The following is a 13,227-nucleotide window of genomic DNA, read 5'->3' on the forward strand; positions in this document are numbered from 1 at the left end:
GCGCCGATGGTAGTCGGGGGTTTCCCCCTGTGAGAGTAGGACGCCGCCAAGCTATCATTACGGTAAAGGCAGCTCATTATGAGCTGCCTTTTTTGTTTTTGAATAAAAACAAAACAAACACCGAAATACGGGAACGCCCATATACTAATTGCAAACTTCAAAAAGATCCAAATTGTGTATACAATCAACAGTTTAAGGGAAGGCTATTCATACGGAGGTGGGCAAAATGAATGAAACGTCCGGCCATGAAGAAACATGTATTGTGTGTGAAACCAAGAAAAGCAGGGGAATCCATATTTATACGAAATTTATATGTTTAGAGTGTGAGAAGAAAGTAGTTTCCACTCCGACCTCTGATCCGAATTATGAATTTTTCGTTCGTAAATTGAAAAGCCTTCATACACCGACGTTATATTCTTAACCCTGAAAAGGGTCTTTTTTTTGCCTGAAATCAGAGGAGTTTTTTCACTTTTTATAAAAGAACTGATACGATAAGAAGAGGAACTTGTTTAGACATGGAATGTAATAGATAATACTGATAAAAGTGAATAAATAGGAGTCGATCAAGTATGAAACCGTTTATTCAATATATGAAATGGACATTTTGCGGGAGCACAGTTTTTGTATTAGCGGGGATAACCTTCTTTACGATAGGGCATCAGCCTTTTCTGTATTCGCTTTTATACGGGGCAGCCGGCGGAGCCGCAGTCAGTGCGTCCGGCTTGTGGAATGCGAAGCGTCTCTTTTTAAAAAAACACCGGCTGACAAGAAAAGAATATGCTTATATCAAGGAAAATCTCGAGGAAGCAAAGGGTAAAATCATCCGATTACGCAGGGCGCTTTTCCGCTCGAAAAGTATACAAATGCTGAAGCAGAATGCAGAGATACTGCGGATAACCCGACGAATATATCTGCTCACAAAGCAGGAGCCGAAGCGTTTTTATCAGGCAGAGCGTTTCTATTATCAAACGCTTGATTCTGTTGTGGAACTGACGGAAAAGTATGCTTTGCTCTCATCACAGCCGCGAAAAAATAAAGATTTATCAATGTCCTTGAGTGAGACGAGGATGACTCTGGCGGATCTTTCCAGAAGGCTGGAAGAGGATCTTCATGAACTGATGAAGGAGGACATCGACGACCTGCACTTTGAATTAGATATGGCAAAGCATTCACTGAGAAAATAAGAAAGGAAGAAGGAAATGGCCAAAGACCGTTCCGATGACAGCATAGGCGCCCAAAATGACCAGACTCATCTAAAGCTTGCAGATACGCTGCCGGAAGAAAAAAGAGAAGCGGCACTTCAGCTCGCTGAAAAACTGGACCCTGGGAACATGCAAAGCATTGTTCTGTTTGGTTCACAGGCGCAGGCGAATCTTCTGGAATTTTCCCACACGATGATAGAGCACGTGCAAAGAAAAGATGCAGGAGAGATGGGACAAATATTGGCTGATCTGATGCTGAAGCTTGACCAGGTAAACCCCGATGATCTGCAGGTAAAGAACAAAGGGTTTTTCGTCCGGCTGTTTAAAAGGGTATCCGGATCTGTGCAGGAAGTGCTTTCGAAATATCAAAAGACAAGTGTGCAGATTGACCGTATCAGCAGAAGGCTGGAACATTCTAAAAATGTGCTGTTGAGTGACAATAAATGGTTAGATCAGCTGTACGCCCAAAATAAACAATACTTTTCTGATTTAACTATGTATATAGCAGCGGGTGAATTAAAATTAGATGAGCTGAAAACAAAGCTTATTCCCGAAGCGGCAAGAAAAGCCGAATTACGAGAACACAATCAAATGGCCGCGCAGGAAGTGAATGATCTTCGCCAGTTTGCCGACCGTCTGGATAAGAGGGTGCATGATCTGCTGCTGAGCAGGCAGATTACGCTTCAGAGTGCGCCGCAAATCCGTCTGATTCAAAACACGAATCAGGCACTGGCAGAGAAAATTCAGTCCTCCATTGTTACGGCTATTCCTTTATGGAAGAATCAAGTCGCCATCGCGCTGACGCTTATGAGGCAGCGGAGTGCGGCAGATGTGCAGCAGAAGGCGGCGGATACGACAAATCAATTGCTGCTGAAAAACGCCGAACTTCTGAAAACAAGCACAGTCGAGACGGCCAAAGCCAATGAGCGCGGACTTGTTGAGGCAGACACCCTCAAAAAAGTGCAGGAAAGCTTAGTCAGCACACTTGAAGAAATCATGTCTATTCAAGAAGAAGGCAGGATGAAACGCAGGCGTGCCGAGGAGGAGCTTGTTATCATGGAAGGCGATTTAAAAAAGAAGCTGCTTGATATGAGTTCCGGCCGGGATAATGGCTAGATGGCAAAAAGTCTTAGCTTTAAGTTGGCTCGCAGGCACGATATAATAAGAAAGACAGGCAAAGGATTTGTTTAAAAATGGACACACCTTTATATACAGCGCTGATGAAGCATGCGCACCGAAATACGTATTCTTTTCATGTTCCGGGACATCACAATGGAGATGTCTTTTTTGATGAAGCCAAATCTGTATATCAATCTCTTTTATCTATTGATATGACTGAGATCACGGGTCTTGATGACTTGCATCACCCGACGGGGGTCATTAAGGAAGCGCAGGATTTGGTGAGCAGATTGTACGGCTCTCAGGAAAGCTTCTTTCTCGTCAATGGAACGACCGCCGGCAATCTGGCGATGATTTTAGCTGTTTGTGAACCGGGTGAACCCATTCTGATCCAGCGTAATTGTCACAAGTCTGTTTTCCATGCGGTGGCATTGGCCGGAGCCAAGCCGGTTTATTTGGCGCCGGAAATCGATGAAAACATGCATGTGCCGGCACATGTATCTCTTTCAGTCATCGAAAAAGCGCTGGCGTCATATCCGAACGCGAAAGGACTTGTTTTGACCAATCCGACTTATTACGGACACGCCGCCGATTTGACTGCGGCAGTTAAAAAAGCCCATTCATACGGTGTTCCTGTGCTGGTGGATGAGGCTCATGGAGCTCACTTTGTGTTAGGGCAGCCTTTCCCGCCTTCATCATTGGCTATGGGGGCGGACGCCGTTGTTCAATCGGCTCACAAAACGCTTCCGGCTATGACGATGGGATCTTACTTTCATTTAAACAGCACCCGAATTGACAGAGATCGATTAACTTATTATGTAAGCAGTTTGCAAAGCAGCAGCCCGTCATACCCGATTATGGCATCTTTAGATACGGCGCGTGCTTATGTGCAGGATATTGCTGAAAAAGGGACACTTCCCGTCCATATGGAGCACATTGAGAAAATCAAACGAAGGTTCGCATCAATTTCTTCTATTGAAATAATCGAGCCTTCCGGATATGGGCTGCGGGCGGACCCGTTAAAATTAATACTTCGGTCAAAGCTCGGACATTCCGGCTATTCATTACAACGCATTTTGGAGAGTGAAGGCATTGTTGCCGAGCTGGCTGACGAGTACCAAGTATTGCTCGTACTGCCGATAGGCGGCCGGCGGATGATAGAACAGGCAGCCGTAAGAAACATACAGCAGAAACTGGAGAATACACCGCCCGATAAATTGCCGGATGCCGTGAATTGGACATTTCCGTCCATTTCGACACTTGAATATCCGCAAAATGAGATGCGGAAGTTTACAAAAGAGCCTGCAGATATAAATAAGGCGGCCGGGCGCTTGCATGCGGGGAACATTATTCCTTATCCGCCGGGAATTCCGCTGATCATGGACGGCGAACGGATAACAGAAGAGATCGTACAGAAGCTTTCCCGTTTAATCGGCATGGACGCGCATATTCAAGGCTTGTTAAACGGGGAACAATTACTTGTCTATATAGAAGAGGAGAAATCATGAGCGGTTTATTTATAACATTTGAAGGTCCTGAAGGTGCAGGGAAAACGACTGTGCTTCAGGAACTGAAAGAGATTCTGTCGGCAGAGGGGCTCCCGGTGACAGCGACAAGAGAACCGGGCGGCATCGACATTGCGGAACAGATCAGAGAAGTGATCTTAAATAAAAACAATACACTGATGGATGCAAAAACGGAGGCGCTGCTTTACGCCGCGGCGAGAAGACAGCATTTAACCGAAAAGGTGCAGCCTGCATTGAAAGAAGGGCGCATTGTGCTGTGTGATCGTTTCATCGACAGTTCGCTGGCTTATCAAGGCTATGCGAGAGGGCTCGGCATTGATGAAGTTCTTTCTATCAACCAGTTTGCAATCGGCGATACGATGCCTGATGTCACCATCTATTTTTCTATTGAGCCTGAAGAAGGGTTGAAACGGATTACGTCGAATGATTCAAGAGAAAAGAATCGTCTCGATCTTGAGGCCCTGCACTTTCACACGAAAGTACGGGAAGGATACCAAAAGGTTATGCAGCGTTTTCCGGAAAGATTCCATACAATCGACGCATCGAAAAAGAAGGAACTCGTCATTCAGGACGCACTTCAAGTGATAAATGAAGCATTGAAAAAAATTCAGTTGTGACCTGTTTCTCATAAGTTGCTATAATGAATGTAACGACAATGTTCTTTCCAACCTAAAGGGGGCCTAGAGAATGAAATTAATAGTGGCAGTGGTGCAGGATCAGGACAGCAACAGGCTTTTGAAAGTATTAACCGACCACAACTTCAGGGTGACGAAGCTTGCGACAACAGGCGGATTCCTTAAATCAGGCAATACGACGTTTATGATCGGGGTGGAAGATATCCGTGTCGATAAAGCGCTCAGCCTCATTAAAGAGAATGGCTGTAAACGTGATCAGATGATTGCCCCGGTATCCCCGATGGGCGGGAATGCGGATTCCTACGTTCCATATCCCGTCGAAGTGGAAGTCGGCGGAGCGACGGTCTTTGTCCTCCCGGTCGATGAATTTCATCAATTTTAAGGATTTGACGACGTGAAAATAAATTCTGACTTACGTACATTTATTGAGAAAAAGCAGCAGCCTGCTTATAAAGCGGCAGAGCTTTCCGGAACGTTTAAAAGTTCAATGGACAGCCAAAGCAGCAAGCTGAAATTTGATCAGCTGAGCAGGTTCTTAACGGATATAGAAACGTTCGGGAAAAGGCTGACGAAGTCGAGAAACTTCAAAGACTTAGCGAAGTTCAAAGGATTGGTAAAACGTTTTGTAAAAGAGGCCGTAGACAGCGGATTATCGCATGAGACGGAGAAAAGCTTTGACTTGTACGGCAGCAGCCGGACCCTGGGGCTTGTGAAAGAAATAGATGAAAAACTGCTTCAGCTGACGGAAGAAATGTTAGATCAGGAAAAACCGGCAATTGATTTGCTGGATCGAATCGGAGAAATAAAAGGTTTATTGATTAACCTTTACACATAGAGAGTGATACAATGGCAATATCATGGAAGGAAATGACCGGGCAGCAGCCCAGAGTGATGCGGCTTTTGCATAACAGCATTGAAAAGAAAAGGCTTTCTCACGCATATCTGTTTGAAGGCAAAAAAGGTACGGGCAAATTGGATGCCGCACTGCTTCTCGCAAAAAGCTTTTTTTGCCTTGAAGACGGGACTGAGCCTTGCGGAGAGTGCCGGAACTGTAAGCGTATCGAATCCGGAAACCATCCCGACCTGCATGTGGTTCAGCCCGACGGATTATCCATTAAAAAGGCTCAGATCCAATCGCTTCAGGAAGAGTTTTCCAAAACGGGGCTGGAATCGCATAAAAAGCTGTACATTATATCCCATGCGGATCAAATGACCACAAATGCGGCAAACAGTCTGCTGAAGTTTTTAGAGGAGCCGAGTCAAGACACCATCGCAATTCTGATTACTGAGCAGCTCCACCGAATACTGGATACCATCGTTTCGAGATGTCAGGTTCTCCCGTTCCAGCCGCTTCAGCCGAAAGCCATAGAAGAAAGACTGATTGAACAGGAAGTGAGCCCTCACATGGCCCGGCTCTTAGCAAATATGACAAATAATATTGCGGAAGCAGTCGAATTAAGTCGAAATGATGAGTTTGCAGAGTCCAGAGCGAAAGTGATAAAATTGTATGAAGTCTTACATCAGCGGAAAGGACATGCCTTTTTCTTCATTCAGGATCAGTGGGTGCCCTTTTTCAAAGAAAAAACCCATCAAGAAATGGGTCTTGATATGCTCTTATTGATATACCGTGATGTATTATCCATCCAAATTGGAAATGAAGATAAACTGATTTATCAAGACTTATTCCAATCAATAAAACAGCATGCGCTGCAATTTACACAACAAAGCGTTACGAACCAAATTCTCGCTGTTTTAGAAGCAAAAAAACGGCTTCATTCCAATGTGAATGTGCAGGGATTAATGGAGCACTTGGTGTTAACGTTGCAGGAGGGATAAGCTTGTACAACGTAATAGGCGTCCGCTTTAAAAAAGCGGGGAAAATTTATTATTTTGATCCGAATGGATTTGATATAGAACAAGACAGCTGCGTCATTGTTGAAACCGTAAGAGGTGTAGAATACGGGCAGGTTGTCATCGCAAATAAACAAGTGGACGAGCATGATGTTGTGCTTCCGCTTCGAAAGGTTATTCGCGTTGCTGATGAACGCGATCTTCTCATTGTAGAAGAAAACAAACAGGAGGCCCTGTCCGCTTTTGAAGTCTGTCAGAAAAAAGTGGCTGACCACGGCTTAGATATGAAGCTGGTTGATGTTGAATTTACGTTTGACCGCAATAAAGTCATTTTTTACTTTACGGCAGACGGACGGGTTGATTTCAGGGAATTGGTCAAAGACTTGGCTTCTATCTTTAAAACGAGAATCGAATTGCGCCAAATCGGGGTAAGGGACGAGGCGAAAATGCTCGGCGGTATCGGACCATGCGGGAGAATGCTTTGCTGCTCCACGTTCCTCGGTGATTTTGAACCGGTGTCCATCAAAATGGCGAAGGATCAAAATTTATCGTTGAACCCAACGAAGATTTCCGGTCTGTGCGGCCGTTTGATGTGCTGTTTGAAGTATGAAAATGATGAGTATGAGACGGCAAAAGAACAGCTGCCGGATTTAGGCGAAATGATTACGACGGCAAACGGCCCCGCAAAGGTTGTCGGTCTTAATATTCTGGAACGGGTGCTTCAGGTGGAACTGAAGAATCGTGAAAAAGTGATAGAATATACTTGGGAAGAGCTCTTGGAAGAGGGCGTCGTATCCGCACAAACCACAGATTAACGAGGTGTGGAACCTTGGATAAAAAAGAGTTATTTGATACTGTCATAAACCTGGAGGAACAAATCGGTTCGCTGTACCGTCAGCTGGGTGACTTAAAGCAGCATATCGGCGAAATGATTGAAGAGAATCACCATCTTCAGCTTGAAAATAAGCATTTGCGTAAGCGGCTTGATGACACGACGGAGCAAATTGAGAAGTTCAAAGCCGATCAGAAAGAAACAAAAACACAGAAGGCAGAGCAGAGTGATATAGGAGAAGGGTACGACAATCTGGCCCGGCTGTATCAAGAAGGCTTTCATATTTGCAACGTCCATTATGGGAGCGTCCGCAAGGGAGATTGCCTTTTTTGTCTGTCCTTCTTAAATAAAAAATAAGGAAAAGGCTTCCGCTGATGTCGGAAGCCTTTTTCAAAGAGTGCCGAAAGGAATAAGATTATGGTTTCATTACGTGATGATGAAAGATTGGATTACTTATTAGCAGAGGATATGAAAATAGTACAGAGTCCGACGGTTTTCGCTTTTTCATTAGATGCCGTGCTGCTGTCTAAGTTTGCATACGTTCCGATTCAAAAGGGGAACATTGTTGATTTATGCACGGGGAACGGCATTGTGCCGCTTTTGCTCAGCACAAGGTCAAAAGCCGATATCACCGGGGTTGAAATTCAGGAACGCTTGTATGATATGGCGCTTCGAAGCGTGGAATACAACGGGCTGGGCGGTCAGATCAGTCTCATTCATGATGATCTGAAAAATATGCCGGAAAGACTCGGACATAATAAATATGATGTTGTCACCTGCAATCCGCCTTATTTTAAAACACCGAAAGAGGCGGAGCAGAACATGAACGAGCATCTCAGAATCGCAAGGCACGAAATCCTTTGCACGCTTGAAGATGTGATTTCCGTCAGCAGCAAACTGCTGAAGCAAGGAGGAAAAGCGGCTCTCGTTCATCGGCCGGGGAGGCTTCTGGAAATCTTTGAACTAATGAAAGCATACCGAATAGAACCGAAACGGGTTCAGTTTATTTATCCGAAACAAGGTAAAGAAGCGAATACCATTTTGGTTGAAGGAATTAAAGGCGGCCGCCCTGATCTCAAAATTCTTCCCCCGCTCTTTGTATATAATGAACAAAATGAATATACGAAAGAGATCCGCACGATTTTATATGGAGACAAATAGTCATTTCTTTTATGTGCTGCTGTGCAATGACAACAGTCTGTATGCCGGTTATACAAATGATCTGCAAAAACGGCTGAAAACCCACAATGAGGGAAAGGGCGCGAAATATACAAGGGCGAGAAGGCCGGTTTCGTTATGCCATGCGGAATCATTTGAAACAAAACGGGAAGCGATGCAGGCGGAATACCGTTTTAAGCAGCTGACCCGAAAGAAAAAAGAGCAATATATAGAAGAAAAACGACGCAGCAAGGAGGCTGTATATGTTAAGACGTCAGATGAGTTTTAACGGAAAATCTGAAATGGGGACTCTGTACCTTGTTCCTACACCGATCGGCAATTTGGAGGACATGACCTTTCGTGCAGTAGAGACGCTGAAATCGGCCGATGTCATAGCTGCCGAAGATACGAGACAGACGAAAAAGCTGTGCCATGTTTATGACATAGAAACATCTCTCATCAGCTATCATGAACATAATAAAGAAAGCAGCGGCCATAAAATCATTGAATGGCTGAAAAGCGGAAAGAATGTGGCATTGGTCAGTGATGCCGGTATGCCGACAATTTCCGACCCGGGGGCTGAGATTGTGAGAGATTTCACCCAAATCGGCGGATATGTCGTTCCGCTTCCGGGTGCAAATGCGGCATTAACCGCGCTGACCGCATCAGGGATCACCCCGCAGCCGTTTTTCTTCTACGGATTCTTAAACAGACAAAAAAAAGAAAAGAAGAAAGAACTCGAAATCCTGAAAAAACGGCAGGAAACGATGATATTTTACGAAGCGCCGCACAGATTAAAAGAAACATTAACAGCAATGCATGACGTTTTGGGTAATCGAACCATCGCCGTCACGAGGGAATTAACGAAAAAGTATGAGGAATTCATCAGAGGAACCATCGCCGAGGTGCTTGAATGGGCAAATGAAGATCAAATCCGCGGTGAGTTTTGTCTCGTTGTCGAAGGCAATCAAGGCGCTGAACCGGACGAAGAGGAAAAGCCTTGGTGGGCGGAGCTTTCTGAGAAAGAACATGTGGAGCATTACATAAATGAAGGATCTTCTTCCAAACAGGCCATAAAACAAACAGCGGTAGATCGGGACGTACCGAAACGCGAGATTTATGACGCTTATCACATTCAATCATAAAAAAAACCGTTCTTGTGTCATAACAAGAACGGTTTTTGTATGAAATAGCTTATTTTTGGTTTTGAAGCTGGTTTTGAATTTCAGAGATGATTTGCTCAGCGCCTTCTTTGCTGAGTACCAATTTGCCGCCGGCAAGTTTAAGGTTATCATCAGAAACTTCACCAGTTACTTGGCAAGTCATGTTTGGTTTATATTTTTTAAGGATGATTTTTTCATCATCAACATAAATTTCAAGAGCGTCTTTTTCTGCGATGCCCAGTGTACGGCGAAGTTCGATAGGGATAACGACGCGTCCAAGTTCATCAACTTTACGTACGATACCAGTAGATTTCATTAACAGTCTCCTCCCGAGAGATAATTATTTGTAGTTTATATTTTTCTTCGTCATTATTCGACAAAATTCCTTACATTCCTAGCATAACAAGGTTTCCAATAATCGTCAATCTTTTTGTTTGCTATTGTTTGTAAGAATTAGTTCTTATAGTAAGTAAAGCCTTGGAAATCCTGAAATAACAGGCTTTTTGACTGCTTTTTCGAACCTATTATCCTACTGAAAATCCTTTTAAATCAAGACTTTCGAACCAAGATGTTTTATATTAGTAGATTATATACGACAAATTTCGACATGTTAAGACTTTTTTTAATTTCAATAAAAATTTTTAATTTTATTTACTCTTTTACGCGCAGTACGTATATATCCTTGATCTTAAAGGCTAAGATGGTATCATAGATAGAGGACAAATATCAATATTGTATATCAAATAAAACCGCTCTCGTCCTTTGGGCGTGAGCTTTTCGACATTCTGAATGGGAGGTTGCAACATGCCGCAAGACAATAATACTTTTTATATTACGACCCCGATATATTATCCGAGCGGAAAATTACATATCGGCCATGCTTATACTACCGTGGCCGGCGATGCGATGGCGCGTTACAAAAGATTAAAAGGATTTGACGTACGCTACTTAACCGGAACGGATGAGCACGGACAGAAAATCCAGCAGAAAGCGGAGGAAGAGAATATCACGCCTCAAGCTTATGTGGATCGCGCAGTTGCTGAAATCCAAAAGCTATGGAAGCAGCTCGACATTTCTCACGATGATTTCATCCGGACGACGGAAAGCCGGCACAAAGAAATTATCGAGAAAGTGTTTCAAAAACTTCTTGATAATGGTGACATTTACCTGGATGAGTATGAGGGCTGGTACAGCATCCCTGATGAAACATTCTATACGGAAACACAGCTGGTGGATGTGGAACGAAATGAGAAGGGTGAGGTTGTCGGCGGAAAAAGCCCTGACAGCGGCCACCCGGTCGAATTAATCAAAGAGGAGTCATACTTCTTCCGCATGAGCAAATATGCAGACCGCCTGCTGAAGTTTTATGAGGAAAATCCTTCTTTCATCCAGCCTGAATCACGCAAAAATGAAATGATTAACAACTTCATTAAACCGGGGCTTGAAGATTTGGCCGTTTCCAGAACGACGTTCGACTGGGGCGTAAAAGTACCGGGAAATCCGAAGCATGTCGTGTATGTATGGATTGACGCACTGTTCAACTATATTACAGCGCTCGGTTACGATACGGAAAATGATGAGCTTTACAAAAAGTACTGGCCGGCTGACGTCCACCTTGTCGGTAAAGAAATTGTCCGTTTTCATACCATTTACTGGCCGATTATGCTGATGGCGCTTGATCTCCCGCTGCCTAAGCAAGTATTCGCGCATGGCTGGTTATTGATGAAAGACGGAAAAATGTCGAAATCAAAAGGAAATGTCGTTGATCCGGTAACGTTAATTGAACGCTACGGCTTGGATGAACTTCGCTATTACCTGCTTCGCGAAGTACCGTTCGGTTCAGACGGTGTCTTTACGCCGGAAGGTTTCGTAGAACGGATTAATTATGACTTGGCGAACGACTTAGGAAACCTTCTGAATCGTACAGTCGCAATGATCCAAAAATATTTTGACGGCGAGATTGGTTCATATGAAGGAAATGTGACCGATTTTGATTCAGAGCTTTCTTCCGTAGCCGGTGAAACGGTTAAAGCTTATGAAAAGGCAATGGAAAACATGGAGTTTTCAGTCGCTTTATCAACGCTATGGCAATTAATCAGCCGTACGAACAAATATATTGATGAAACTGCTCCGTGGGTGCTTGCTAAAGATCAGGAAAAAGAAAAAGAATTACGTTCTGTCATGTATCATTTAGCTGAATCATTGCGTATTTCGGCCGTATTGCTACAGCCTTTCTTGACGCAGACGCCTGAAAAAATGTTTGCCCAGCTCGGAGTTGAGGATCAGTCTCTTAAAGCTTGGGACAGCATTCAGACATTCGGCCAATTGAAGAATGTGAAAGTGAAAAAAGGGGAACCGCTTTTCCCTCGTCTTGAAGCTGAAGAAGAAGTAGCTTACATCAAGCAAAAAATGCAAGGAACTGCTCCTGCTAAAGAAGAAAAGGCGGAAGAGCCGCAAGAAGCAGAGCGTCTTCCTGAAATTACGTTTGATCAATTTATGGATACAGAACTTCGCGTCGCAGAAGTCTTGTCCGCAGAACCGGTGAAAAAAGCAGATCGGCTGCTGAAATTGCAAATTGATCTGGGCTTTGAACAGCGCCAAGTTGTATCAGGTATCGCGAAGCATTACACACCGGATCAGCTTGTGGGAATGAAGATCATCTGTGTAACGAATTTAAAACCGGTAAAACTGAGAGGCGAGCTTTCTCAAGGAATGATACTGGCGGGAGAATCGGACGGCGTTCTCAAAGTTGTAGCTGTCGACCAGTCATTACCGAAAGGCACTCGAATTAAATAATAGGGGCAAAAGGTGTTTCACGTGTAACATTCCGTCGAACACCTTTTGTTTTTCAACAAGAAAGGAGTTTTTATGATGCTTTTTGATACACATGCGCACTTAAATGCCGAGCAATTTGACACAGACTTAGAGGAAGTCATTGCGCGTGCAAAGGCTGAAAAAGTTGAACGAATTGTCGTTGTCGGATTCGACAAACCCACTATCACGCGTGCGATGGAGCTGATTGAGGAATATGACTTTATATACGCTGCGATCGGCTGGCATCCGGTAGACGCAATTGACATGACAGAGGAAGATTTATCATGGATTAAGGAACTGTCCTCTCACGAAAAAGTCGTGGCGATCGGAGAGATGGGCCTTGATTACCACTGGGATAAATCACCAAAAGACATTCAGAAAGAAGTATTCCGGAAACAAATCGCTCTCGCCAAAGAAGTGAACCTTCCAATTATCATTCATAATCGTGATGCAACGGAAGATGTTGTCACAATTTTGAAAGAAGAGGGAGCGGAAGAAGTCGGCGGCATTATGCACTGCTTTACGGGGAGCACGGAGGTTGCACGGCAGTGTATGGATATGAATTTCTATATTTCATTCGGCGGACCGGTTACCTTCAAAAATGCGAAGAAACCAAAAGAAGTAGCAAAGGAAATTCCGAATGACCGTTTGCTGATTGAAACGGACTGTCCTTTCCTGACACCGCATCCTTTCCGCGGCAAACGAAATGAGCCAAGCTACGTAAAATATGTTGCTGAACAGCTCGCTGAATTAAAAGGGCTGACATATGAAGAAATTGCCTCAATTACAACCGAAAACGCAAAAAGACTTTTCCGCATGAACTGACAGAATGCGCTGTCATAACGTGTAAAAGCTTGTCCGATTCAGTGGATATGTAAAACGGTTCTACAAGCTTCCTTCTCCTCATAAGATAGGTTGTCGATATGT

The 13,227-nt window shown here is 44.0% G+C and carries 16 protein-coding genes; 15 read left to right on the plus strand and 1 reads right to left on the minus strand.

Annotated features, from left to right (window positions below; all coding sequences use genetic code 11):
* Nucleotides 1-226 precede the first annotated feature (226 nt).
* The 13 genes from AC2CGA_RS18430 to rsmI all read left to right on the plus strand — a co-directional run bounded on the left by AC2CGA_RS18430 (nt 227) and on the right by rsmI (nt 9,468).
* Nucleotides 227-421 (plus strand): sigma factor G inhibitor Gin, encoded by a 195-nt coding sequence (locus AC2CGA_RS18430; protein WP_004264749.1) that lies wholly within the window; start codon nt 227-229, stop codon nt 419-421.
* Nucleotides 422-569: 148 nt separating this feature from the next.
* Nucleotides 570-1,184, plus strand: coding sequence for a 5-bromo-4-chloroindolyl phosphate hydrolysis family protein (locus tag AC2CGA_RS18435; protein ID WP_060658629.1), 615 nt, complete (start codon nt 570-572; stop codon nt 1,182-1,184).
* Nucleotides 1,185-1,199: 15 nt separating this feature from the next.
* Nucleotides 1,200-2,318 (plus strand): toxic anion resistance protein, encoded by a 1,119-nt coding sequence (locus AC2CGA_RS18440; RefSeq protein ID WP_207119676.1) that lies wholly within the window; start codon nt 1,200-1,202, stop codon nt 2,316-2,318.
* 77 nt (nt 2,319-2,395) lie between these two features.
* Nucleotides 2,396-3,829: an aminotransferase class I/II-fold pyridoxal phosphate-dependent enzyme gene (locus AC2CGA_RS18445; protein WP_095318603.1), complete on the plus strand. Its 1,434-nt coding sequence runs from the start codon at nt 2,396-2,398 to the stop codon at nt 3,827-3,829.
* Nucleotides 3,826-4,464: a dTMP kinase gene (gene tmk, locus AC2CGA_RS18450; RefSeq protein WP_004264737.1), complete on the plus strand. Its 639-nt coding sequence runs from the start codon at nt 3,826-3,828 to the stop codon at nt 4,462-4,464. The genes AC2CGA_RS18445 and tmk overlap by 4 nt, the downstream gene beginning before the upstream one ends.
* A gap of 70 nt (nt 4,465-4,534) precedes the next feature.
* Entirely contained in the window at nt 4,535-4,864 is a 330-nt protein-coding gene (gene darA / locus AC2CGA_RS18455) for a cyclic di-AMP receptor DarA (protein WP_004264734.1), read from the plus strand.
* Between the two features lie 12 nt (nt 4,865-4,876).
* Nucleotides 4,877-5,317 (plus strand): YaaR family protein, encoded by a 441-nt coding sequence (locus AC2CGA_RS18460; protein ID WP_004264730.1) that lies wholly within the window; start codon nt 4,877-4,879, stop codon nt 5,315-5,317.
* 11 nt (nt 5,318-5,328) lie between these two features.
* The gene (gene holB, locus AC2CGA_RS18465; protein ID WP_007409919.1) at nt 5,329-6,318 is read left to right on the plus strand and encodes a DNA polymerase III subunit delta'; all 990 of its coding nucleotides are present in this window, start codon (nt 5,329-5,331) and stop codon (nt 6,316-6,318) included.
* 2 nt (nt 6,319-6,320) lie between these two features.
* Nucleotides 6,321-7,148, plus strand: a complete 828-nt coding sequence (gene ricT / locus AC2CGA_RS18470) for a competence/sporulation regulator complex protein RicT (RefSeq protein ID WP_004264723.1) — start codon at nt 6,321-6,323, stop codon at nt 7,146-7,148.
* Nucleotides 7,149-7,162: 14 nt separating this feature from the next.
* The gene (yabA, locus tag AC2CGA_RS18475; protein ID WP_004264720.1) at nt 7,163-7,522 is read left to right on the plus strand and encodes a replication initiation-control protein YabA; all 360 of its coding nucleotides are present in this window, start codon (nt 7,163-7,165) and stop codon (nt 7,520-7,522) included.
* Nucleotides 7,523-7,582: 60 nt separating this feature from the next.
* Nucleotides 7,583-8,326 (plus strand): tRNA1(Val) (adenine(37)-N6)-methyltransferase, encoded by a 744-nt coding sequence (locus AC2CGA_RS18480; protein WP_014304191.1) that lies wholly within the window; start codon nt 7,583-7,585, stop codon nt 8,324-8,326.
* Complete coding sequence (locus AC2CGA_RS18485; RefSeq protein ID WP_004264714.1) at nt 8,313-8,612, plus strand: GIY-YIG nuclease family protein; 300 nt, start codon at nt 8,313-8,315, stop codon at nt 8,610-8,612. The genes AC2CGA_RS18480 and AC2CGA_RS18485 overlap by 14 nt, the downstream gene beginning before the upstream one ends.
* A complete protein-coding gene (gene rsmI / locus AC2CGA_RS18490) occupies nt 8,587-9,468 on the plus strand; it encodes a 16S rRNA (cytidine(1402)-2'-O)-methyltransferase (protein WP_014304192.1) in 882 nt (293 codons plus the stop codon). The genes AC2CGA_RS18485 and rsmI overlap by 26 nt, the downstream gene beginning before the upstream one ends.
* A 49-nt stretch (nt 9,469-9,517) precedes the next feature.
* On the opposite strand, the gene abrB is transcribed toward rsmI, so the two are convergent.
* A complete protein-coding gene (gene abrB / locus AC2CGA_RS18495) occupies nt 9,518-9,808 on the minus strand; it encodes a transition state genes transcriptional regulator AbrB (protein ID WP_169510469.1) in 291 nt (96 codons plus the stop codon).
* Between the two features lie 482 nt (nt 9,809-10,290).
* Between abrB and metG the strand changes: the two genes are divergently transcribed.
* The gene (gene metG, locus AC2CGA_RS18500) at nt 10,291-12,282 is read left to right on the plus strand and encodes a methionine--tRNA ligase (RefSeq protein WP_044052728.1); all 1,992 of its coding nucleotides are present in this window, start codon (nt 10,291-10,293) and stop codon (nt 12,280-12,282) included.
* A gap of 75 nt (nt 12,283-12,357) precedes the next feature.
* Nucleotides 12,358-13,125, plus strand: coding sequence for a TatD family hydrolase (locus AC2CGA_RS18505; RefSeq protein ID WP_004264700.1), 768 nt, complete (start codon nt 12,358-12,360; stop codon nt 13,123-13,125).
* The last annotated feature ends 102 nt before the right edge of the window (nt 13,126-13,227 follow it).

The organism is Bacillus sp. SYZHCR11, from assembly GCF_057196865.1.